Source organism: Streptomyces sp. NPDC051180, from assembly GCF_040689545.1.
In the GTDB taxonomy this organism is placed as follows: domain Bacteria; phylum Actinomycetota; class Actinomycetes; order Streptomycetales; family Streptomycetaceae; genus Streptomyces.
In genome coordinates, this window is the sequence record NZ_JBFBBC010000011.1 from 152,686 (window position 1) to 174,898 (window position 22,213).

Annotated in this window: 19 protein-coding genes; 8 read left to right on the forward strand and 11 right to left on the reverse strand. The window is 74.5% G+C overall.

Annotation, left to right across the window (positions count from 1 at the left end):
* Positions 1-82: 82 nt before the first annotated feature.
* Positions 83-874: a hypothetical protein gene (locus AB0424_RS20970; RefSeq protein WP_366307537.1), complete on the reverse strand. Its 792-nt coding sequence runs from the start codon at positions 872-874 to the stop codon at positions 83-85.
* 371 nt (positions 875-1,245) lie between these two features.
* On the opposite strand from AB0424_RS20970, the gene AB0424_RS20975 reads away from it, so the two are divergent.
* The 7 genes from AB0424_RS20975 to AB0424_RS21005 all read left to right on the forward strand — a co-directional run bounded on the left by AB0424_RS20975 (position 1,246) and on the right by AB0424_RS21005 (position 8,229).
* Complete coding sequence (locus AB0424_RS20975; protein WP_366307539.1) at positions 1,246-4,266, forward strand: nitrate- and nitrite sensing domain-containing protein; 3,021 nt, start codon at positions 1,246-1,248, stop codon at positions 4,264-4,266.
* Entirely contained in the window at positions 4,263-4,754 is a 492-nt protein-coding gene (locus AB0424_RS20980) for a roadblock/LC7 domain-containing protein (protein ID WP_366307541.1), read from the forward strand. The genes AB0424_RS20975 and AB0424_RS20980 overlap by 4 nt, the downstream gene beginning before the upstream one ends.
* Entirely contained in the window at positions 4,751-5,164 is a 414-nt protein-coding gene (locus AB0424_RS20985; protein WP_366307543.1) for a DUF742 domain-containing protein, read from the forward strand. The genes AB0424_RS20980 and AB0424_RS20985 overlap by 4 nt, the downstream gene beginning before the upstream one ends.
* Positions 5,145-5,858: an ATP/GTP-binding protein gene (locus AB0424_RS20990; protein WP_366307545.1), complete on the forward strand. Its 714-nt coding sequence runs from the start codon at positions 5,145-5,147 to the stop codon at positions 5,856-5,858. The genes AB0424_RS20985 and AB0424_RS20990 overlap by 20 nt, the downstream gene beginning before the upstream one ends.
* 36 nt (positions 5,859-5,894) lie before the next feature.
* Positions 5,895-7,130: a styrene monooxygenase/indole monooxygenase family protein gene (locus tag AB0424_RS20995; protein ID WP_366307547.1), complete on the forward strand. Its 1,236-nt coding sequence runs from the start codon at positions 5,895-5,897 to the stop codon at positions 7,128-7,130.
* Between the two features lie 118 nt (positions 7,131-7,248).
* A complete protein-coding gene (locus AB0424_RS21000) occupies positions 7,249-7,596 on the forward strand; it encodes a hypothetical protein (protein ID WP_366307549.1) in 348 nt (115 codons plus the stop codon).
* 108 nt (positions 7,597-7,704) lie between these two features.
* Entirely contained in the window at positions 7,705-8,229 is a 525-nt protein-coding gene (locus tag AB0424_RS21005; protein ID WP_366307551.1) for a DUF6584 family protein, read from the forward strand.
* A gap of 54 nt (positions 8,230-8,283) precedes the next feature.
* Here AB0424_RS21005 and AB0424_RS21010 read toward each other — a convergent pair whose 3' ends face one another.
* The 4 genes from AB0424_RS21010 to AB0424_RS21025 form a co-directional block, all read right to left on the reverse strand.
* The gene (locus AB0424_RS21010; protein WP_366307553.1) at positions 8,284-9,747 is read right to left on the reverse strand and encodes an NlpC/P60 family protein; all 1,464 of its coding nucleotides are present in this window, start codon (positions 9,745-9,747) and stop codon (positions 8,284-8,286) included.
* 74 nt (positions 9,748-9,821) lie between these two features.
* Entirely contained in the window at positions 9,822-10,124 is a 303-nt protein-coding gene (locus tag AB0424_RS21015; protein WP_366307555.1) for a hypothetical protein, read from the reverse strand.
* A gap of 34 nt (positions 10,125-10,158) precedes the next feature.
* A complete protein-coding gene (locus tag AB0424_RS21020; RefSeq protein ID WP_366307557.1) occupies positions 10,159-10,881 on the reverse strand; it encodes a TetR/AcrR family transcriptional regulator in 723 nt (240 codons plus the stop codon).
* 30 nt (positions 10,882-10,911) lie between these two features.
* Positions 10,912-11,847: a diiron oxygenase gene (locus AB0424_RS21025; RefSeq protein ID WP_366307559.1), complete on the reverse strand. Its 936-nt coding sequence runs from the start codon at positions 11,845-11,847 to the stop codon at positions 10,912-10,914.
* A 156-nt stretch (positions 11,848-12,003) separates the two neighbouring features.
* Here AB0424_RS21025 and AB0424_RS21030 point away from each other — a divergent pair, with 156 nt between their 5' ends.
* Positions 12,004-13,113: a ferritin-like domain-containing protein gene (locus AB0424_RS21030; RefSeq protein WP_366307561.1), complete on the forward strand. Its 1,110-nt coding sequence runs from the start codon at positions 12,004-12,006 to the stop codon at positions 13,111-13,113.
* A gap of 209 nt (positions 13,114-13,322) precedes the next feature.
* On the opposite strand, the gene AB0424_RS21035 is transcribed toward AB0424_RS21030, so the two are convergent.
* From AB0424_RS21035 to AB0424_RS21060, 6 genes are all read right to left on the reverse strand, one after another.
* Entirely contained in the window at positions 13,323-14,798 is a 1,476-nt protein-coding gene (locus tag AB0424_RS21035; protein ID WP_366307563.1) for a penicillin-binding transpeptidase domain-containing protein, read from the reverse strand.
* The gene (locus AB0424_RS21040) at positions 14,795-16,174 is read right to left on the reverse strand and encodes an FtsW/RodA/SpoVE family cell cycle protein (RefSeq protein ID WP_366307565.1); all 1,380 of its coding nucleotides are present in this window, start codon (positions 16,172-16,174) and stop codon (positions 14,795-14,797) included. Before AB0424_RS21040 ends, AB0424_RS21035 begins: the two co-directional genes overlap by 4 nt.
* Positions 16,175-16,263: 89 nt before the next feature.
* Positions 16,264-17,544: a HAMP domain-containing sensor histidine kinase gene (locus AB0424_RS21045; protein ID WP_366307567.1), complete on the reverse strand. Its 1,281-nt coding sequence runs from the start codon at positions 17,542-17,544 to the stop codon at positions 16,264-16,266.
* Positions 17,541-18,350 carry a hypothetical protein gene (locus tag AB0424_RS21050; RefSeq protein WP_366307569.1) on the reverse strand — a complete coding sequence of 270 codons (810 nt, stop codon included), beginning with the start codon at positions 18,348-18,350 and terminating at the stop codon, positions 17,541-17,543. The genes AB0424_RS21045 and AB0424_RS21050 overlap by 4 nt, the downstream gene beginning before the upstream one ends.
* A 165-nt stretch (positions 18,351-18,515) precedes the next feature.
* Entirely contained in the window at positions 18,516-20,657 is a 2,142-nt protein-coding gene (locus AB0424_RS21055) for a PBS lyase (RefSeq protein WP_366307571.1), read from the reverse strand.
* A 613-nt stretch (positions 20,658-21,270) separates the two neighbouring features.
* Positions 21,271-22,125: a DNA ligase gene (locus tag AB0424_RS21060; RefSeq protein ID WP_366307741.1), complete on the reverse strand. Its 855-nt coding sequence runs from the start codon at positions 22,123-22,125 to the stop codon at positions 21,271-21,273.
* Between the last annotated feature and the right edge of the window lie 88 nt (positions 22,126-22,213).

Sequence of the window (22,213 nt, forward strand, 5' to 3'; positions counted from 1 at the left end):
GGCGCCCGCCCGACTCCCGCCCGGTTCCGGAGTTCCGGGGCGGAGGGGTCGACGGCTCGGCCTCCCCCGGGGAGGCCGCCGCTCAGTGGTCGCCCGGCTCCGCGTAGACCGCCGTCGCGTCGTCGTGGGTCTTCCACCGGTGCGTCCCGCCCGCCGCCGCGTCCCCGGTCTCCAGGGCCCGCACCCGGCGCAGCAGGCCGGACGGCCCCTCCTCGCGCAGGACGCCGAGGCAGGCCGTCCAGTCGCCCGCGCCGAAGAGCTCCACCCAGCGCGACGCCCCGTCCGTGAGCGCCGCCAGCGACCGCACCCGGGTGCGAGGGGTCGAGCCGGTCACCGCCCGCGCCGCGACCGCGGGGTCGGCCGCCGCGGTGAAGAAGCCGCCCTCGCGGTTGCGCAGCCGGTCCGTGGCCGCCAGGGAGCGCCGGACCTCGTCCGGCACCCGGTCGAGCCGGTCGTCGAGCACGGCGCGGACCGAACCGTCCGGAGCCTCCAGGAGGAGCGCCGAGTCGGACAGCACGAGATGCTCGACCACGTCCGCGTCCCAGCGCACGAGGACCACCGTCGCCTGGGGCGTACGTGCGTGAGAAAGGTCACAGGTGTCCCGATGGGCGTCCGCGGTGCGCCGGATTGCCCGCGACAGGATCTCGGACAGGGGCATGTCCGGCCGGGAAGCGGACAGTTCGGTCAAAGCCCCGCCGAGGCGCGCGGTGAACCACGGCACGGTGTGCACACAACCGTCATCTCCGGCGGGGGGTGTGACGCCGTCGAGCAGCACGACGGTTCCGCCGCGCCCCGAAGCGGGCAGAGCGGCGGCCGCCCAGTCCTCGTTGGGGCGTTCGGGGCTGCCGGGGAGGGAGGCGACGTCGCTGCGCATGAGGTCCAGTGTGCCCGCCCCCGTTCCGGCGTTCCCGCACTCCTTCACGGGACCTGCATATGACCGGAAATGGCCTGTACCAACCGGGTGACCGGGCCGAGCGAGGCGGAACGGACACCTCCGTCGAGCTGCGGGCGGGCATCCTGCCAAAGCCCGCCCGGAAGATCCAACCGAGGCCCCGCGGGCCCCCGCCGGAGGCGCCCGGGGAAGTTGTTCGCCAACTCATGAGTGTTGTTCACTCGTTCGGGTGGCGGAGCGGCCGATGCGCGCCCCCTTCCCAGAAGCGCTGGAATGGTCGGAAGCCGTACCAGGGGTGGGGGCGCTCCATGTGACCGGTCGTCACCTCTGCTTTGTGGGCGGACGAGTCAAGAATGCGAGCACCGGTGCAGAAGAAGCGGCCTCGGAGCAACAACGGCACGCGGAGCCAGGCCCCCGGTGCGGAGCCGACCCCCGGCGGGACCCCGGCGTCCCCCGCGCAGACGCAGCCCCAGCCCCCCGCCGGCCGCACCAAGCGCGTCCGCAACCGCCTCGTCGCCGGCGTCGCCCTCGTCGGCGTCACCGTCCTCGCCGCCGGAGCGCCCGCGGTCCTCGCCGCCTCCGCCGAGCTGACCGACTCCCAGCGCCTGGTCACCCTCGCCGAACTCGACCGGCAGGCCGTCACCCTGGCGCACTCCCTCGCCGACGAGCGCGACGAGATCGTCGCCTACATCGCCGCCGGCCGCGACGCCCAGACCGGTGACGCCGAGGACCGACGCCAGATCACCGACGCCCGGTCCACCCGCGTCGACCGCCAGATCGACGAGATCAGGCCCGCCGCAGGCGTCGAGCTCCGCCGCGACCTCGCCGGGGTCCCCTCCATCCGCCGTGCCGCCCTCACCGGCAAGGGCACCGCCCTGGAGGCCCACAAGGCGTACTCGGACGTCATCGGCAAACTCCAGGCCCTCGCCGACGAGCTCGCCGACAAGACCCCGGCCCGCGCCGCCGACACCTCGCTCACCGAGGCCACCCGCGCCCCGGCCGCGCTGAGCCGCGCCGTCGAACAGGCGTCCGCCACCCGCGGCCTGCTCGTCGCCGCCCTCTCCGTGCCGCAGCCCAAGCCCACCGGCGAGGTCCACTACGACTCCGACACCGGCACCTACGTCCCGGACGTGCCCGAGGGCGCCGCGGAGGCCGAGCGCGCCCGCGACGCCCTGAGCGCCGCCGCCCAGCAGGCCCGCGTCCGCGAACTCGCCGCCCTCGGCGACTTCGACCAGGCCGCCGGCTCCGCCGCCCGCGACTCGCTCGCCGCCACCGTCACCGGACCCGACGTCAAGAGCGCCGAGCGCGCCCTGTCCGGCCTCACCGACCAGCCCCGGTTCACCGAGGCCGAGCGCGAGACCGACCCGGCCACCCTGGACGCCGCCCTCTCCGCCCGCGTCGAGCAGATGCGCGGCGTCGAGTCCGCCCTCTCCGCCGAGCGCGTCGAACGGCTCGCCGCGCTCCGCGACGACGACGTCACCGCCCTCGAACTGCGCATCGCCTACCTCGGCGGCTGCCTCCTCGTCGCGATCGGCATCTCCACCTACGTCGCCCGCACCCTCACGCGCCCGCTCGCCGTCCTGCGCATCGGCGCGGCCAGGCTCGCCGCCGCCCCCGCGCCGCACACCGAGGAGCCGGTCCGCTTCACCGGCCGCAACGACGAGTTCGCCCAGGTCGTCCGCTCCCTCAACAGCCTCCACGGCAAGCTCTCCGGCCTCGCCGCCCACACCGAGCGGCTCACCGACGAGCGCGCCGACCTGGCCGAGGCCAAGGAGGCCGTCGGCGCCGAGCTCGCCGCCCAGCGCGCCGAGCTCCAGGGCCGCGTCGCCCTCCTCACCGCCGAGCTCGAACGGCTCCGGAACACGGTCCACCACACCTTCGTCAACCTCTCGCTGCGCAGCCTCGGGCTCGTCGAGCGCCAACTCGGCGTCATCGAGAAGCTGGAGGAGCGCGAGCAGGACCCGGACCGCCTCGGCACCCTCTTCAAGCTCGACCACATGGCCACCGTCATGCGCCGCCACAGCGAGAACCTGCTGGTCCTCGCCGGCCACGAGCACGTCCACGGCCACGCCGGGCCCGTTCCGCTGGTCGACGTCCTGCGCGCCGCCGTCAGCGAGATCGAGCGGTACGAGCGGGTGACCATCCAGTCCCTCCCGCCGCACGCCCAGGTCGCCGGCTTCGCCGCGGACGACCTGAGCCACCTCGTCGCGGAGCTCCTGGAGAACGCCACCTCCTTCTCGCCGCCCGACGCCGAGGTCCAGCTCTCCGGCTGGCTCCTGGAGAGCGGCGAGGTGATGCTCTCCGTGCAGGACTCCGGCATCGGCATGACCGCCCACCGGTTCGCCGAGCTCAACGCCCGGCTCGCCGACGCCGACCCGGACGCCTTCGACGGCGAGGGGCTCGGCATGCGGGTCACCGCCCTCCTGGCCGCCCGCCACGGCGTCCGCGTCGAGCTCCGCGAGCAGCAGCCGGGCGGCACGACCGCCGTCGTCGTGCTCCCGCTCCCGCTGCTCCCCGCCGCCCCGCCGGCCACCGTCTCGCACCCGGTACGGGTCGCGGGCGCCGCGCCCGTCATCCAGCTGCCCGGTTCGGTGGCCGAGGCCAACTCCAACACCCTGCCGTCCCGCACCCGCGACCCCCTCGTCGAGGCCGCCGAGCGTGCCGTCCTCGCGGCCGAGGCGGCCGGCGGGACGCCCGCCCGCACCCCCGAGCCCGCGCCCGAGCAGGAGTACGCCCCCGAGCCGGAGGCGCCGTACGCCCCGGAGCCGGAGTACGCCCCCGAGGCCGAGCCCGCCACGGCGTACGCCCCCGAGCCGGAGCCCGCGTACGCGCCCGAGCCCGAGGTCCGGTACGAGCCCGCGAACGCCCCCGAGCCCGAGCCGGCGTACGACGCCGAGCCCGCGCCCCTCGGGGAGTCCGTCTCCGAGACCACGCTCCAGGTCCGGCTGCCCGACCCGCCGCCGGAGCCGGACGACCACGAGCGCGTGGCCGAGGACGTCGAGCCCGCCCACGCCGTGGAACCCCAGGCCCCCTCCGTCCCCGGACCGGTCACCGCCCCCGTGCCGGCCGCCGACCCGGCGGTTCCCGGGCCCCGCCCCGCGCAGTGGGAGCGGGTCACCGACAAGGGCCTGCCCAAGCGCACCCCGCAGGTGGTGCGTCAGCCCGACGCCACCGCCACCACCCGTAAGAGCGGCGTGGACGCCGAGGCCCTGCGAAGGCGGCTCGGTGGCTTCCACCAGGGAGCCAAGGCCGGACGGCGCGACGTCGAGGCCGAGTTGGGCACGGAGCGGATGGACACGGCGCGGAGTGAGGCCGTAAGGACTGCACGTACAGAGGAGATGACGGGGGACTCAGGCGAGGAGGCACGCAGTTGACCGCGACGGGAACGTTCGGACTGAGCACGGAGGCCCGCAACCTGCAATGGCTGCTGGGCAATCTGGTCGAGGAGGTGCCCGGCGTCCGCTCGGTCGCCGTCGTCTCCTCCGACGGCCTGCTGCTGCTGTCGTCCGACCCGGCTGTCCAGCAGGCCACGACGGTCACCGGTGAGCCGGGCCGCCCCGGCGGGCCCCGCGGCTCCAGCGCGGACCTGGCCACGATCGTCTCCGGCATCGGCAGCCTCACCATCGGCGCCGCCCGGCTGATGGACGGCGGCGGGGTCAAGCAGACGATGGTCGCGATGGAGGACGGCAGCGTCTTCGTGATGTCGATCAGCGACGGCTCGCTGCTCGGCGTGCACGCCACGCCCGACTGCGACATGAGCGTCGTGGCGTACCACATGGCGCTCTTCGTGGGCCGCGCCGGGCACGTACTCACCCCCGAAGTCCGCAGCGAGCTGCGCAAATCGATGGAGAGCCCCCAGTGACGTCCGCCTCGTACCTCCACAAGCTGCCGGTACGGGGAGAGGGCCGGCGCCCCGCGCGCGTGCGCCCCTACTCGCTGACCGGCGGCCGGACCCGCTTCGGACACATCCTGCTCGTCGAGACCTTCGTGGCGGCGCTCGAAGCGCCCGCCGCCCGCAAGGTCCTCACCGACGGCGGGACCGCCGCCCGCGGTCTCATGCCGGAGATGCGGGCCATCGTCGAGATCTGCCGCCGGATGCGGACGGTCGCGGAGATCTCGGCGCTTCTCAAGATGCCGTTGGGGGTCGTCCGGGTGCTGCTCAGCGACCTGGCCGACCAGGGAAAGATCCGTGTGTACGGGACCGGTCACGGCACCGGCCAGCCCGACCGCGCGCTCCTCGAAAGGGTGCTGAGTGGACTCCGTCGTCTCTGACGCCTCCGCCGTCTCCGAATCACCGGCCGTCGCGGGCGTTCCCGCGCAGCCCGGGACCGGTTCTCTCGCCCCGGACACCCCCGATCCGGACACCCCCGCCCCGGACGCCGAGGACGGTGCCCAGGACTGGCAGCTGGACCACACCCGCGCCCCGATAGCCACGAAGATCGTGGTCGCGGGCGGCTTCGGCGTGGGCAAGACCACCTTCGTCCGCGCGGTCTCGGAGATCACCCCGCTCCAGACCGAGGCGCTGATGACCCGGGCGAGCGAGGAGACCGACGACCTCACGGCCACGCCCGACAAGCTCACGACCACGGTCGCGATGGACTTCGGCCGGATCACGCTCGACAACGACCTGGTGCTGTACGTCTTCGGCACGCCGGGGCAGCAGCGCTTCTGGTTCATGTGGGACGACCTGGTGCGCGGCGCGATCGGGGCGATCGTGCTCGCCGACACCCGGCGGCTCACCGACTGCTTCCCGGCTCTCGACTACTTCGAGAGCTGTGGACTTCCGTACATCGTGGCCGTCAACCACTTCGAGGGCACCGAGGTGTTCGAGGTGGAGGACGTCAGGGAGGCCCTGACCGTCCCTCCGCACGTACCCGTGGTGATCATGGACGCGCGCAAGCGCTACAGCGTCGTCGAGAGCCTGCTCGCGATGGTCGCGCACGCGCTCGAAGCCACCCCCGAATAGCCCTCCCCTCGCTCACAGTCGCCAGGAGCACCACCCATGCGGAAGATACTCATAGTCGGCGCCGGACAGTCCGGCCTCCAGCTCGCCCTCGGCCTCCAGTCCCAGGGGTACGAGGTCACCCTCATGTCGAACCGGACCGCCGACGAGATCCGGTCCGGGCGCGTCATGTCCACCCAGTGCATGTTCGACACCGCGCTCCAGCACGAGCGCGACCTGGGGCTCGACTTCTGGGAGTCCCAGGCCCCCCGCATCGAGGGCCTCGGCGTCTCCGTCGCCGGCCCCGACTCGTCCCGTGTGATCGACTGGGTCGGCAGGCTGGACGGCTTCGCCCAGTCCGTCGACCAGCGCGTGAAGATGGCCGGCTGGATGGACACCTTCGTCCAGCGCGGCGGCCAGCTGGTCATCCACGGCGTGGCCGTCGGCGACCTCGACTACTTCTCCCGCAGCTACGACCTGGTGCTCGTCGCCGCCGGCAAGGGCGAGCTGGTCTCCATGTTCGGCCGCGACGCCTCCCGTTCGCCGTACAGCGAGCCGCAGCGCGCCCTGGCCGTCAGTTACGTCCACGGCCTCGGCCCGCGCCCCGAGCACCCCGACTTCGACGCGGTCCGCTGCAACGTGGTCCCCGGCGTCGGCGAACTGTTCGTCATGCCGACCCTCACCACCGGCGGCCGCGCCGACATCCTCTTCTGGGAGGGCGTCCCCGGCGGTCCGCTCGACGCCTTCCAGGGCGTGAAGGACCCCTCCGAGCACCTGGCGCTGACGCTGGAGCTCATGGAGCGCTTCACCCCCTGGGAGTACGCGCGGGCCACCAAGGTCGAGCTGACCGACGCGGGCGGCACCCTCGCCGGCCGGTACGCGCCGACCGTCCGCAACCCCGTCGGCCGGCTCCCCGGAGGCGGTCTGGTCCTCGGTGTCGCCGACGTCGTCGTCGCCAACGACCCCATCACCGGCCAGGGCTCCAACTCGGCCTCCAAGTGCGCCGCCGCGTACCTCGCCGCCATCGTCGAGCGGGGCGACCTGCCCTTCGACGAGGAGTGGATGCAGAGCGCGTTCGACCGCTACTGGCAGACGGCCCAGCACGTGACCAAGTGGACGAACGCCATGCTGGCCCCGCCACCGGAGCACGTCCTCAACCTCCTCGGCGCGGCCGGCCAGCTCCAGCCCGTCGCCGACCGCTTCGCCAACGGCTTCGACGACCCCTCCGACTTCGAGAACTTCTTCTTCGACCCGGAGAAGACGAACGCCTACCTGGCCTCCGTCACCGCCGGCTGACGCCCGCCGGTCAGCCTCCCCCGGGCCCCTTCACCGGCCCGGGGGACCCGTCACACGAACGGCACCGCATCCGGGTGGGGGAACGTAACCGCTCAGGTGTCCGGACGTTCCTACCGGCGTGAACACCACCCTGCGACGTACCGTCGCCTCCCTCGCCCTCGCCGGGGCCCTCCTGGGCGCGGCCGCCACCCAGGCTGCCGCCGCGCCGCTCCTCCCCTCCACGGAGTCCGGCTCCGGGGTCGGCACCCGCACCGTGGCCCCCCTCGAGGACTTCGTCTACTCGGCCCTGCAGGGCGTCCTGAACGCCGCGTCCGGCCGCCCGGTCCCCGCCCCGGCCACCACCCCCACCACCGCCGCTCCGTCGACCTCGGCGAGCGCGGCCACCGCCTCGGCCGCCTTCTCCCAGGCGCTGGCAGCCACCCCGGGGCTCGGCACCGTCGTCGGAGCGACGGCCCCGAAGTCCTAGGTCTTCCAGGGAAAGTGGCGTCGTCGGCCTGCGGCCCTGCGGGCGGACGGCGCCACTTCGCCGAAATGAGGTCGATCCGCGGGGTGCCGGTGTCCCAGGATGAGGGACATGCCCTTGTCGAACACCCTTGCGCGCGTGGACGCCGACCTGGCCGCCGGACGCGTGCCCCAGGCACGTCAGCGCCTGCGCGGCCTCGTCTCCTCCTTCCCCGACGACCTGACCCTCCGGCGCCGGCTCGGCGAGGTGTACCGGCTGTACGGGGATGCGGCGCAGGCGGGGCGGTGGACGTACCTCGAAGAGGACCGGCGCGCGGAGGAGACCGAGGCGTTCGAGGAGCGGTACCGGTCTCCGGCCCGCCGCATGAAGGCCCTTGCCTGGCGCGGCCCCGAGGAGCGGGCGGCCACCGCGCTCGCCGGGCAGCGGCTCGCGTCGCTCCGCGAGGCCCGCGCCGAGGAGCTGGGCCGCCCGGTCGACTGGGACGATCCGGCCTCCTACGACGACCGGGGCGAGTACGTCGCACCCGACTCCGGCGGTTGGAGCCTGGGCGGCGTGATCGTCACGCTGGGCTGCCTGGTCGGCGGCGGGATCTTCGTCGCCGTCTGGATCATCGGCGTGGTCGCCCTCTTCGAGTAGCCGACGCACCGCTCGGCCCGGCGGACCGCTCGCCCGAGCAGCTCGGCTCTTGCCTCAGCTCCGGTCGTAGCCCTCGTCCCCGCCGTCCTTCGCTCCCGCCGGAAGGGGCGGAGGCGTGTACGCGGCCAGGGTCGTCCCGGTCGGGTCGGGGCGGACGGCGCCCAGGAGGGGGTTCGCCGCGAGGGGTGAGACCTTGACCTTCCCGCCCGGGCGGGGTGCCTGCACCACCAGGCCCCCGCCGAGGTAGAGGGCCACATGGGTGGCGCCCGGGAAGTACACGACCAGGTCGCCGGGGCGCAGTTCCTCCAGACCGACACGGGGCAGTGTGGCCCACTGCTCCTGGCTGGTGCGGGGGATCTCCCGGCCGGCGGCCGCCCACGCCTGCTGGGTGAGCCCCGAGCAGTCGTAGGAGTCCGGGCCCTCCGCTCCCCACTCGTACGGCTTGCCGATCTCGCCCACCGCGAACCGCAGGGCCTCCGCGCCGGCCGACGTGGGCGTCAGGGAGTCGTCCAGGACGCCGGAGTCGAGCAGTTCGCGCTGGGCGCCCGCCGTCTGGACCCGTTCCAGCTCGGTGATCCGGGCGAGCTGGTCGGGCGAGAGCCCGGCGAGCAGCTTCTCCACCTCGCGCAGCGTCGCCGTCACCTCGTCGCGCCGCTTGAGCTGCGCGGCGACGAGGCCCTGCCGGCGGTCCAGGGCCTTGCGCGAGGAGCTCGCGAGCGCGTCGGCCCGCCGCTCCGCCGCTTCGAGCCGCGTCACGGCCGTGGCCCGCCCACGGGCCGCACGGGCCATCAGATGCCCCTGGTCCAGGGCCGACTGGGCGTCCGGCGAGAACAGCAGCCGGACGTACGACGAGAGTTCGGACCTGCCCTGGTACTGCTCCCTGGCGATCCGGCCGGCCTCGGCGCGCCCCTGCGCCAGGGCTGCCCGGGCGGCCGTGAGCCGGGCCGTCACCTTCACGGTGTCGGCCGTCTGCACCTTCAGCGACTCCTCGGCGGCGTTGTACCGCTCGGTGGCCTCCTCGGCCTGCCCGTACAGCGTCCGCAGCCGCGTCAGGAGCCCGGCCACGGAGTCGCCGCCGGGCGGCGGAAGCGCGGCGGCGTCGTCGGTGACGGCCGTGGGGTCCGTGGGGTCCGTGGCCTCGACACCGGAGGGTGCGGGGAGCGCGGGGCGTCCGGAGGCGGCCGGACTGGTCGGACTGGTCGGGGTGCCGACGGGGTGCGTCGGTCCGGCCGGATCGGCAGGGGGGTCGGTCGGGTCGACCGGGGTGCCGGCCGGATCGGGGGCGTCGGTCGTCGCGTCCGCCGCCGGGTCCCCCGTCCCCGTCGGCTCCGTCGAGGCGTCCGGGTCGACCGGCCCCACCGGTTCCGCCGCCGGGTCGGCGAAGGCGATCGGGGCCTGGGCCGGGGGGTCGGCGGGCGGGTCCGGCGGGGCGGCGCCCGCCGCCGGGAGTGCTCCCGCGAGGGCCGTCACCGCGGCGAGCGCCCCCGTGCAGACCGTGCGCAGCAGGCTTCGCGACACGTCACCACCTCCAGGGGGATGATGACGCGTCACTTCATCCGATTACCGTACGAATCGGGGCGCGCCCGGCGTCCTCACTCGTTCGGCTCAGCGTCCCGCGGGGTGGGGCCGCCGCCCGGCTTCGACCAGGGCCACTTCAGTTCACGTCGCTCGCGGCCGTCGGGAGCGTACTCGTAGACCCAGCCGCGCTGGAGTCCGAGCCGCTTCGTGTAGCCCGCGGGCTCGCGCCGGTAGGCGTGGACGGTGGGCGGGCGTCCGTCGTGGGCCGGGACCGGGACCTCGTACCACTTCGGCGGGTGGCCGGTCGGGCCGACCAGGATCGGCAGCACCCGCCCGTCGAGGGGGCCGCCACGGAAGGGGGTGTTCTCGCTTCTCACCCCTCCAGTCTCTCCCGCGGCCCCCCGCACCGGCTCACAGCAGGTGCGCCGCCTCGCCGACGACGGGGATCACCTTGCGGGCGAGCGTCGCCACGGGACCCTCGGGGGTCTCCTGGGCGAGGAGCCGCCTGACGACCTCCGCCGTCTCCGCGTCGCTCGCCGTCGTCGCCGCCAGCAGCGCGACGAGATGGTCGACGAGCCAGTCGCGCAGCTCCCGCGCAGGGGGCTGCTTCTCCTCGTCGAGCCAGATGAGCGAGGCGGCCTCCACGGCGGCGATCCACGTCCGCACCAGCATGGCGAGCCGGGGGCCCGGCCGCGCCGCGCCCAGGTGGAGCAGGATCTGCTCGGCCGCGGCCCGCCGCACCTCGTCCACGATCGCGGTGGTCCGGGAGGTCTCGGCGACGCTCCCGCCGCGCAGCAGGGCGCTGAAGCCGGCGTCGTGCTCGTCGACGAAGACCAGGTACCGGTCGAGGACCCGGCCGAGCCGCTCGGTGGGCGGACCCTCCGGCGGTTCGGCGAAGCAGCGGTTCAGCGCGTCGGCGGAGGACCGGAGGGCGGCCTCGTACAGCTGCTGCTTGCCCCCGGGGAAGTACCGGTAGACGAGGGGCCGCGAGACGCCGGCCGCTTCCGCGACGTCGTCGAGCGAGACCTCCTCGGGCGTCCGGTGGGCGAAGAGCCCCAGGGCGGCGTCGAGCAGCTGCCCGCGCCGCTCCTCGACGGTGAGCCTGCGGTACGCGGGAGTGGCGGCGCTGGTCATGCTCCGCAGCGTAGTCGCGGAGGCTTCCCCTCAGGCGAGCAGTCCGGAGGACTTCCAGAGCCTGCGTCCGGGCCCGCGCAGGACGCCGATGTCGTCGAGGAAGTCCGTCAGCCGCTTCGCACCGGACTGCATGACCTCCCGCCGGTGCCCGCTCGCCCGCACCTGGGCGACGGCCTCCCGGCGGTCCAGGCCGACGGCGTCGTACACCCCCGGGTTGACGAAGCAGGTGGAGAAGACCCGGGCGGCCTCCCCGCAGCTCAGCCGGGTGAACTCCTGCTCCCACCGCGGCGCGGTCGCCATCTGGCGTCGCAGCTCCTCGCGGGCGTACCGCACGTGGCGGGCCTCCTCGACCACGTGGATCCGGGTCACTCCCCGGACGAGGGTCTGCACCCGCTCGTCCGGGAAGGTCAGGCGCTGCATCCAGTCGAGGATCTCCTCGCCCAGCAGGGTGGCGGCGAACGAGCCGGGGGTGGTGGAGACGGTCTTCAGGAGCCGCGCGAGGTTGTGGTAGACCCGCGGCACCGGATACGCGGGGGTGCCGCCCCGGGTGATCAGCCGGGCGAACATCATCGAGTGGCGGCACTCGTCCGCGATCTCGGTCAGCGCGTAGCGGACGTGATGGCTGGTCGGCGACTTGTCGTAGATGTGCCGGACCAGCAGCTGCATGAGGATGATCTCGAACCAGATGCCGAGGGAGGCGAGCGAGGCCGCCTCGTGGCGCGAGAGGGCGATCCGCTGCTCCTCGGACATCCGGTGCCACAGCGGGGTGTCGTAGAGCGAGAGCAGCTCGGGCGGCCAGAACCACTTGCCGTCCTCGAAGGGGGAGTCCCAGTCGAGCTCGGTGTCGGGGTCGAAGGAGTGCTTCAGCGAGGACTCCAGGAGGCGCTCGGCGACCTGCTCACGGTCGCGCAGCGGCCCCAGGGCGTCCCGCAGGAGGCTGAAGTCGGGCTCGGTGAAAGGGGTCATGGTTCGGGGCACCTCGCTGTGCTCGCCGTCGCGTTACCGGGGGTCGCCTCTTATCAGACTGCCCGTCAGCAAGGCCGTCAATCCCTTCTGCGCGACTTGTTGACCATCCGTCTACCAACGTGTGAGCCTGCTGCAAACGGACGGAAGGAGTCGTCAGTGTCGACGCACGACCTCTACGTGAACGCCCCCGCCGGACCCGTCTGGCAGGTGCCCGCCACCGGGGCCGCCCGGTTCAGCTGGGACTACGACGACGGCCGCCGGCGCCTCCTCGCCCTCTACCAGAAGGGCAAGGACAAGCAGTGGGACGGCGCCACCCGCATCGACTGGGACATCGAGGTCGACCCCTACGATCCGCTCGGCACCCCCGACGAGGTCCTGAACCTCTACGGCACCCGCCACTGGGCGAAGATGACCGAGAAGGACAAGGGCGACCTGCGCCGCCACTACTCCTCCTGGCAGTTCAGCCAGTTCCTCCACGGCGAACAGGGCGCCATGATCTGCGCCGCCCGGATCGTCGAGTCCGTCCCCGACCTCGACGCCAAGTTCTACTCGGCCACGCAGACCATGGACGAGGCCCGGCACGCCGAGATCTACGGCCGCTTCCTCCACGAGAAGATCGGGATGCTCTACCCGATCAACGACCACCTCCAGGGCCTCCTCGACGACACCCTGCGCGACTCCCGCTGGGACATGCCCTACCTCGGCATGCAGGTCCTCATCGAAGGGCTCGCCCTCGCCGCGTTCGGCATGATCCGCGACACCACCGACAAGCCGCTGCCCAAGCAGATCCTCGCGTACGTGATGCAGGACGAGGCCCGGCACGTGGCCTTCGGCCGGATGGCCCTGCGCGACTACTACCGCCAGCTCACCGACGCCGAACTCCGCGAGCGCGAGGAGTTCGTCATCGAGGGCTGCCACCTCATGCGCGACCGGCTGCGCGGCGTCGAGGTCCTGGAGAACTTCGGCATCCCCCGCAAGGAGGCCGAGGAGCTCAGCGAGCAGAGCGAGTTCCTCCACCTCTTCCGCAAGCTGCTCTTCAGCCGCATCGTCCCCTGCGTCAAGGACATCGGCCTCTGGGGGGAGCGCCTCCAGAAGGCGTACCTCGACATGGGCGTCTTCGACCTCGGCGACACCAACCTCGACCTGCTCATGACCCAGGACGAGGAGATCGCCGAGCGTCTCGACGCGGAACGCTTCGCGGCGGAGGAACGCGCCCGCGTGTCCGAGGTGGAGCAGGCCGTCGCGGAGGGCGCGGCGGAGGCGTAGCCACCCGGGGGCTTCTGGAGACGCCAAGCACCCCCTAGGGCCTGTCGTCACATTCCCCTCTGCCCCGCGACGCCTGGCACGCGCTCTCGCCGCACCGGGCGAAAGCGCGAGTACGCCCAGTACGAGCACTTCCACCCGGCACACCGAGAGCACGCACCAGACGCCGCAGGGCCGCCCTTCGGGCAACGAGGGGATTGTGACGACAGGCCCTAGCCGCGCGCCTCCGCCTCCAGGCGCAGCGCCTCCTGCATCACGGCCCGCGCGACGGGCGCCGCGCTGCCGCCGCCGCTGATGTCCGTACGGGACGCCTCCGCGTCCTCGACGACGACCGCCACGGCGACCGCGGGCCGGGCCGAGTCGTCCGCCTGCGCCCAGGCGATGAACCAGGCGTACGGGGTGCCGGTGTTGCCGAAGCCGTGCTGTGCCGTCCCCGTCTTGCCGCCGACCCGGGCCCCGGGGATGGCCGCGTTGGTCCCCGTCCCCTCCTCCACCGCCTTCACCATCAGCCGCTGGAGCTGGAGGGCGGTGGAGGGGGTCATCGCCTGGCGGTAGCTGCCCCGGCCGGTCCGCTCGACCGTCGCGCCGCGGGAGGTCGTGGTGCGGTCGACGAGGTACGGCTGGGCGATCTCCCCGTTGTTGGCGACCGCCGCCGCGACCATGGCCATCTGCAGCGGGGTCGCCGTCGTGTCGAACTGCCCGATCGAGGAGAGCGCCAGCTGGTCCGGGCTCATCTCCCGGTCGAAGTTGGACTTCGCCACCCACGACGGCACCCGCAGCCCGGTGTCGTCGAAGCCGAACCGCTCCACCGCCTCGACCATCCCGGTGAGGCCGACCTCCACCCCGAGGCCCGCCATCACGGTGTTGCACGACCACTGGATCGCGTACGCCAGGGAGGCGTTCCCGCAGTTCTCCGCCTCGTTCGGCAGCACCTGCCGGGTCCCCGGCAGCACGAACGGGTCGGGGGTGTCCGTCGGCGCGTCCACGTCCCGCACCACGCCCGCGTCCAGGGCGGCGGCCGCCGTCACGATCTTGAAGGTGGAGCCGGGCGGGTAGGTCTGGCGCAGGGCCCGGTTCAGCATCGGCTGGTTCGGCGAGGCGTTCATCCGCCGCCAGGCGTCCTTGACCGCCTGGCCGGTACCGGAGAGCACCCCGGGGTCGTACGAGGGCGAGCTGACGAGCGCCAGGAGCCGGCCGGTGGAGGGCTCGACGGCCACGACCGCGCCGCGCTTCCCGTCGAGCCCGCGGTAGGCCGCCTCCTGCATCGAGGCCCGGACGGTCGTCACCACGTCGCCGCCCGGCTGCCGGCCGCGGGTGAGGTCGTTCCAGAGCGGCAGCGGCGCCAGCACCGGGTCGGTCCCCGAGAGGACCGCGTCCTCGGCGTGCTCGATGAGCGTCGTGCCGTACGTCTGGGAGGCGAAGCCGGTCACCGGCGCGTACAACGGGCCCTGCCGGTAGGTGCGTTCCCAGCGCAGCTGCTGGCCGCTGTCCCGCGACCCGGTCACCGGCCTCCCGTCGACGACGATCTCGCCGCGCGGCTCCGCGTACCGCTGGATCGCGATCCGCCGGTTCGCCGGGTTGTCGTCGAGGGACTCGGCTTCGAGGACCATCACCCGGGCCGCGTTGACCAGCAGGGCGACGAGCAGGACGAGGCAGAGGGCGGCCGCCCGCCTGATGTACCGGATCACCGGGCCTCCTCGGTCACGGGGGCGAGCGTCCCGGTGTCGGCGGCGTCCGGCTGCGGTGCGCGCGCCGAGTCGCTGACCCGGATGAGGAGCGCCACGATCACCCAGTTGGTGACCACCGACGAACCGCCCTGGGCCAGGAACGGCATCGCCATGCCGGTGAGCGGGATCAGCCCCATCACCCCGCCGGCGATCACGAACACCTGGAGCGCGACGATCGAGGCGAGCCCGATCGCCAGCAGCCGTCCGAAGGGGTCCCGCAGCGAGAGGCCGGCGCGGTAGCCGCGGGCGACGAGCAGCGCGTAGAGCAGGAAGAGCGCGGTGAGGCCGACGAGTCCGAGCTCCTCGCCGGCCGTCGCCAGGATGAAGTCGGACTTCACGGCGAAGCCGATCAGGACGGAGTGGCCGAGCCCGAGGCCGGTGCCGAGCATGCCGCCGGCCGCGAAGGAGAAGAGGGACTGCGCGAGCTGCCCGGGGCCGTCCCCGGCCCGGATCGACGCGAAGGGGTCGAGCCAGTCCTGCACCCGGCCGTGCACGTGCGGTTCGAGCGAGCCGACCAGGAAGGCCCCGGCGGAGGCCAGCACGAGCCCGACCGCGATCCAGCCCGTCCGACCGGTGGCCACGTACAGCATGATCACGAAGAGCCCGAAGAAGAGGAGTGACGTCCCCAGGTCCCGCTCCAGGACGAGCACGCCGACGCTCAGCAGCCAGATCGCGACGATCGGCCCGAGCACCCGTCCGGTGGGGAACTGGAACTTCCAGATCCGGCGGCCGGTGTACGCCAGGGCGTTGCGGTTGGCCGCGAGGTACGCGGCGAAGAAGACCGCGAGCAGGATCTTCGCGAACTCGCCCGGCTGGAACGACAGGCCGCCGATCCTGATCCAGATCTTGGCCCCGTTCACCGCCGGGAAGAAGATCGGCAGGATCATGAGGGCGAGCGCGGCGGCCACCGACACGTACGCGTACCCCTGGAGGGCGCGGTGGTCGCGCAGCAGCACCACGACCACGATGAAGAGCGCCACCCCGAGCGTCGACCACACCAGCTGCGTCGCCGCCGCCTGGTCGTTCGGCGTCTCCAGGTCGAGGCGGTAGATCAGCACCAGGCCGAGTCCGTTGAGCAGCACCGCGATCGGCAGCAGCAGCGGATCGGCGTACGGGGCGCGGAACCGGACCGCGGCATGGGCGAGGAGGGCGAGCAGCCCGAGCCCGGCGCCGTAGCGTGCGGCGTCCGGCGGCACGGCGCCGCTGCGGGCGAGGCCGACCGCGGCGTAGCCGGAGACGGAGATGAGGACGGCGCAGACGAGGAGGGAGAGTTCCACGCCGCGGCGCTTCGGGACGCGGATCCCCGGCGGGGGAGCGTCCGGGCGCGGTGCGGTCATGGTCGGCAACGTAGCAAGCGGTATGCCCTATGTCCCTTTTGTGTGACGGTGCGCCGTCAGTCCTCCGCATCGGCGTCCGGCGTCACTCCTCACTCCTCTCCTTCGGCGTCCGGGTCCGCGAGGCGTACGTACTCCGGCAGCAGCAGCCGGGCCTCGGCTCCCGGCCCCTCGGCGGGTCGCCCGAAGACCAGCCCGGCGCCGATCACCTCGGCCTGGCCGACGGCGATCGTCAGCCCCAGACCGTGGCCCTTGCCCCCGCTCTCGGTACGGAACCGCTGCGGCCCCGACTCCAGGAGGTAGCCGGGATAGCCGGGGCCGTGGTCCCGGACCGACACCTCCGGTCCGTCCACCGTGACCACCACCGGCGGCGCCCCGTGCCGGTGCGCGTTGGCGACGAGATTGCCGAGCACCCGCTCCAGCCGCCGCCGGTCCGTCTCCACCGTCGCGTCCCGGACGACCCGCACCTCGGTCTCCGTCCCCGACGCCCGCACCACCCGCGCGACCAGCGGCCCCAGCTCGTGCACGGCCAGGTCCACGGTCTCGTTGCGCGCGTCGAGCCGCGAGATCTCCAGCAGGTCCTCGGTGAGGCCCCGCATCGCCCGCACCCGGTCCCGCACGAGCTCCGACGGCCGCCCGTCCGGCAGCAGCTCGGCCGCCGCCGAGAGCCCGGTCAGCGGCGTGCGCAGCTCGTGCGCCACGTCCGCGGTGAACCGCTGCTCGCTCTGCAGCTTGCGCTGGAGCGACGACGCCATCGTGTCGAGCGCCCCGGAGACCGTGGCCACCTCGTCCTGCGGGCGCGTGGGGTCCTTCGTACGGGGGTCGTCGACGCGCGCGTCCAGGTCGCCCGCGCTGATCCGGCGCGCCACCAGGGCGGTCAGGTGCAGCCGCCGCGTGACCCGGGTGACGGCGAAGGCCCCGACGAGCAGGGTCGCGCCGATCGCGAGGACCGACGAGCCGAGGATCGACCGGTCGAGCGCGTCGATCGTCGCGGCGCTCTGCGTGTAGTCGACCCGCACCGCGAGCGCCCGGCCGTCCGCGGGGCCCGCCGCCCACATCGTCGGCCTGCCCCGGTCGTCGGCGACCATGGTGCCCCGCTCGCCGCGGACGGCCAGCGCCCGCAGCGAGGCCGGGAGCCCGGCCGGATCGACCCCGGCGAAGCGGGGCAGCGGCTCGCCCGCCTCGTAGAGCCGGCCGACCTCGCCGAGGCGGGCCAGCGCCTTCTCCCGCGAGTCCTCCACCGTCCGCGAGGTGACCGACACGTGGACGAGGACGCCGAGCAGCGCGGCGAGCGCGCAGCACATCACGGCGATGAAGACCGCCGCCTTCCAGGTCAGCGTCGCGGTCCAGGCGGGCAGCCGGGGCGGCCTCACCGGGCGGGCTCGGCGGGCACGGGGACGGGGTCGGCGGGCACCGGGCCGGGCTCGACCGGGGTGGGCGGGTCGCTCCCGCCCGGCACGGGCACGGTCGGGCTCGGGCTGACCAGCCGCGGCACGGGCACCGCCGACGGCCCGGTGCGCGAGGGCCGCACCCGGACGATCTCGTCCCGCGTCGGCAGCATGCTGTGCTGCTGCTCGTCCCACGACCAGGCGGTGCGGTACTCGTACCCCGGGATCCCGGCCGACGCGACCCGCATGATCAGGTCGCGTCCGGCCAGCTCCACGCTGATGACCTGGTCGACGGTGGACATGATCCGGGTGAGCCCGCCGTTCTCGGCGAGGTAGACCCGCACCCCGACCTGCTGCTCCGGCATCCGGATCCCCACGATCAGTTCGTCCCGTCCGTTGCCGGTGAGGTCGCGGTAGTACGGCCGCATCACCGGGCAGGCCGCGGGCGCCGTGGTGCACGCCTCGATCGCCCGGGCCGTCTCCTCGTACATGCCGTCGCCGCCCGAGTACGTGTCGGGGTTCGCCCGCACCTCGGCCCGTACCACCGCCACCGCGTCCACCGAGCGGACGTCGTTGTCGGCGACCTCCACGCCCGGCACCCGCTGCGTGTCGGACTCGCCGTAGTCCACCGGCGGGTTCGTCGCGGGCGCCAGGTCCGGCCACAACCGGACCGGCCCCACGGCCGGGGACGTCGGGCCCGCGCTCGTCAGCCCGCCCTGCCCGCCGTCGCACGCGGCGAGCGCGAGGGCGCACAGCAGACCGCCGGCGATCTGCACTGCGCGCGGTCTCAACGGTGCTCCTCGATGGGTCGGGTCTCCTCCCCCGACCTTATGCGGGAGGAAGTCCTTTTTGTCTCTCCATCGGATGATAGGCGCGACCGCCGCGGGCCACGGCCACGAGGCCGGCCCGCGGACGGCGGTCCGCCCCGGCCCGCGGGACGTCCCCGGGATCCACGCTCAGAGCGACCCGCGCTCCATCCGGGCCAGCGCGGCGCGGCACAGGGTCAGCAGCTTCTCGTCGAGGTGGATGTCGTGGCTGCCGGAGGCGCCCTCGCGGGCGTTGTGCCGGCGCCTGCGCGTCAGCTCGGTGAGGATCAGGAGCTGGGCCCCGGACGCCGCCGGACCCATCTCCGCCAGGCACTCGGCGACGTCCGGACGCGCATGCCGGTTCTCCTCCCAGGCCGCGAGCAGGACCGGCAGCGTCTCCGCGGTCTCCCCGGACACCCGCCACAGAGCCGCCGCCGTGCGGACCCGGACCCACAGGTCGCGCGCGGCCAGGCCCGGCCGGAGCGCGGACGCGACCGAGGCGGCCGCCGGGCCGATCTCGCCCAGCACCAGCGCGGCGGCGCACCAGTCCGCGCCCGAGGCGCCCGGCCGCAGCCACCGTTCCAGGGCCGCCAGCGCCTCCCCGGTGTCCCCCTCGGCCGCCCACAGCGCACGGGCCGCCGCCGTGGCCACCGAAGCCGAGTCGGCGGCCAGGAGCTCCCGCAGCTCCGGTACGGCCTCCCCGGCCGCCGGGCCGAACGACGCCAGGGTCCGCAGCGCCGCCTCCCGCACCCAGTCGCGCCGGTTCGCCGGGGCTCCGCGCAGCACCCGCAGCACCTCGGGCAGCGCCTGGCTGCCCCGTACGGCCGCCAGCGCGTACAGCAGCGGAGCCGCCCCGTCGTACAGCCGCTCGTCGAGCTCGACCTCCGCGAGCCGGCGCCGCAGCAGCGGTGCGAGCATCGCCGCGGACGGCCCGAGCCCGTCCATCGCGTAGAGCAGCTCCCGCCGCACCTCGCCCTCCTCCAGGGCGCGCGCCAGGAGCGGGACCGCCCGCGCGTCCCCGGCGCGGGCCAGCGCCAGCAGCGCCCCGTCGCGCCCGGACCGGCCGACGAAGGCGTACCCGCTGCCGTGCCCGGGTGCGGCCGGGGGCAGCGGCCCGCCCGCCGAACCCGCCGGGCCCGTCGCCAGCCGTGCCACCAGCGCGTCGGCGGCCGGTCCGCCCAGCTCGAAGAGGCGTTCGAGGAACGAGGTGGCGGCCTCCCTGAGCCGGGGCTCGGGGTCGGCCAGCTGCGCGCCGACGAGCCGCACGACCTCCTCGTACCGCCCGCGCCAGAGCCGTATCAGACCGCCGCACAGCCAGATCGCGTCCGACCGCTGCCCCCAGTCGGGGCTCCGCAGCTGCGCGAGGATCAGCGCGATCCGGTCGTCGACGCGGTCGTCGAGCGCGGCGTGCAGCGTCCGGAGCAGCTCCTCCGTCCACGGCGCGGGCCGCCCGGCCGCGTGTTCCTCCAGGAGCTCGCGGACCTGCCCGATCAGCGTCGGCGCGGCCGGCCGGTGGCCCTCCGCGTCGCCGCCCGTCCGGTGCGCCGACGTCCGGATCTCCTCCAGGAGCTCCGTCACCCACGGCACCACGTCGTCCGGGATGTCGCCCGGCGCGCAGCGCGCCCGCTGGGCCAGGGCCGCGAGCCGCAGCCCCGGGTCCTGGGCGGCGCGGGCGAGCCAGCCGAGCCAGTCGACGGTCTCGTCCCGCAGCGACGCGTGCCGCAGGGCGATCCGCCCGACGGCCGCCACGAGGGCGAGCCGCACCTCGGTGTCCCGCTCGACCGTCAGCCGCTCCCGCAGCAGGGTCAGCGCCCGGGCGGGCTCGGGGTGCAGCGAGGCGAGCGCGCACGGCGCGGCCAGCCGCACCTCGGGGTCCGGGTCGGAGACCAGGCCGAGGAAGACGTCCGCTCCGGCGGCGATGGCGGCGGCGGCCATCGCGTAGTTGGCGGCGGGGATGAACTCCTCGTCGTCCGGCGCGAGTTCGTCCAGCGCGTCGAGCTCGTCGTCGTCGTCGAGCTCGATCCCGCCGATGCTGGTGAGCAGCTCGACGATGCAGCCCCGGTCCTCGACCGCGGGATCGGCGACGAGTTCGAGCAGGAAGGGGATGCAGGCGAGCGTCGAGTCGTAGACGTCGCCCTGGTGGTGCACGGCCCCGTACATGCCGTCGAGGGCGGTCTCCCGCTCCGCGGGGTCGGCGGAGGCGAGTCCGCGGAGCAGCTCCGGCACATCGTCCGCGGGGCCGTACGCGTGCCCCAGGGAGGCCCAGTCGACCTCCTCGATCCCCGTCAGCATTTCCAGGCCGCCTTCCCCGTGAGCGCTGTGCCAGGGAGCAAGTGTGCACCACAGGGCGGACAACAACGCCGAACCGACGACACCCGCCCCGCGCAGGGCCTCGGTTGCGGCCTCTTTGCGCCATATACGGTACGGAGCAGGGCAGTTGCTCTCGGTGTATGCCCCCCGTGCTTCCCCGCCCCCGACCCCTCCGCCCGGGCCCGTCCCGTCGGCCCCGACCCGCCCGGCGGAACCGCTGCCGCGCCGCCTCCGCCGGGCCGGTCCGGGCCCCGCCCGCCACCGGCCCCGCTCCTGCCCGCGCACCGCCCGATCCGCCTTCGCTGCCGGGCGCCGTCACGTCCACCGGAGCCTCCACGGTGCGGCCTCGGCCCGGGTCCGTCGCCGCCGTCCCGGGGGCTCCCCGGTCGCCCGGGCCATCGCCGCTTCGGGTCCGGCCGCGCCGCCCCGGGTAGGTCCCGTACCGCCCGCCCGACCCCTACCCGCTCGTGGCCCGGCCCTCCCTGGCCGGCGGCCCGGCCCCACCGTTCGTCGGCTCGACCGCTCCCCGTCCCGCCGTCCGCCCGCCTTCCCCGTCCCGCCGTCCGCCCCACCCTCCCCGTCCCGCCGTTCGCCCCTACCCGTCCGCCCGCACCCGGACGAACGCCGGATTCCCGTGCCGCCCCACGACCTGCCGCAGCTCGACCGGGAGCGGCGGGTCCACCGGCCGCACCGGGCCGTGCTCCGGGTCCTCGGCGAGCGGTCCGGCGCGGCCGGCGGCGAGGGCGCCGACCTCGCGCGCCTGCGCGGGCGTGAGCCGGGGCGAGGTGGCCACGGTGCGGCCGTCCGGGAACCGGACGAGCAGCGCGCGCGGCCGGTCCGCGGGCCCCACCAGGCCGATGAGCAGGCCGTCGCTCGTCTCCGCGTGCCGGATCTTCCGCCACGCCCAGGTGGACCCGCCCCGGTACGTCGACCCCAGCCGCTTGGCCACGAGCCCCTCCACCCCCGCGTCCCGCAGGTCCCGGAACCAGCCCCGGGCCGTCTCCTCGTCCGCCGTCGCCAGTACGCGCTGGAGGGGCGGCCCGACCTCCGCCAGAGCCGCACCGAGCAGCTCCCAGCGGTCCCGGAGCGGCAGACCCCGCACGTCACGCCCGGGGACGGCCAGCAGGTCGAAGGCGATGTACGAGACCGGTACCCCGGCCCGTACCCGCTCCGCGTGCGAGCGGAGCAGGTCCGTGAAGCTCAGCCGCCCCTCCCGGTAGGCGCACAGCTCGCCGTCGAGCACGACCCCGGCCGGCAGCCGCTCTCCCAGGTGCGCGGCGATCTCCGGGAACTCCGGCGCGAGATCCCGGCGGGACCGGGACTGGAGCACGACCCTCCCGTCGCCCAGCACGAACGCGAGCGCCCTGAACCCGTCCAGCTTGAGCGAGTACTGCAGGTCCCGCGGCGGCTCACCCTGCACCGGGATCTCGTCCGCCGCCCGCGGCCGCATGACCTCCACGGGCGGAGCGAGGACGACGGGGCCCGCTCCGGAGCGGGCATCGGCACGCGCACCCTCACGGCGGTCGGAGCCCGCACCC

Coding starts and splice junctions, on each gene's coding strand:
- AB0424_RS20970 (WP_366307537.1), bottom strand. CDS start 874: ATGCGCAGCGACGTCGCCTCCCTCCCCGGCAGCCCCGAACGCCCCAAC.
- AB0424_RS20975 (WP_366307539.1), top strand. CDS start 1,246: ATGCGAGCACCGGTGCAGAAGAAGCGGCCTCGGAGCAACAACGGCACG.
- AB0424_RS20995 (WP_366307547.1), top strand. CDS start 5,895: ATGCGGAAGATACTCATAGTCGGCGCCGGACAGTCCGGCCTCCAGCTC.
- AB0424_RS21005 (WP_366307551.1), top strand. CDS start 7,705: ATGCCCTTGTCGAACACCCTTGCGCGCGTGGACGCCGACCTGGCCGCC.
- AB0424_RS21020 (WP_366307557.1), bottom strand. CDS start 10,881: ATGACCAGCGCCGCCACTCCCGCGTACCGCAGGCTCACCGTCGAGGAG.
- AB0424_RS21025 (WP_366307559.1), bottom strand. CDS start 11,847: ATGACCCCTTTCACCGAGCCCGACTTCAGCCTCCTGCGGGACGCCCTG.
- AB0424_RS21040 (WP_366307565.1), bottom strand. CDS start 16,174: ATGACCGCACCGCGCCCGGACGCTCCCCCGCCGGGGATCCGCGTCCCG.
- AB0424_RS21055 (WP_366307571.1), bottom strand. CDS start 20,657: ATGCTGACGGGGATCGAGGAGGTCGACTGGGCCTCCCTGGGGCACGCG.
- AB0424_RS21060 (WP_366307741.1), bottom strand. CDS start 22,125: ATGCGGCCGCGGGCGGCGGACGAGATCCCGGTGCAGGGTGAGCCGCCG.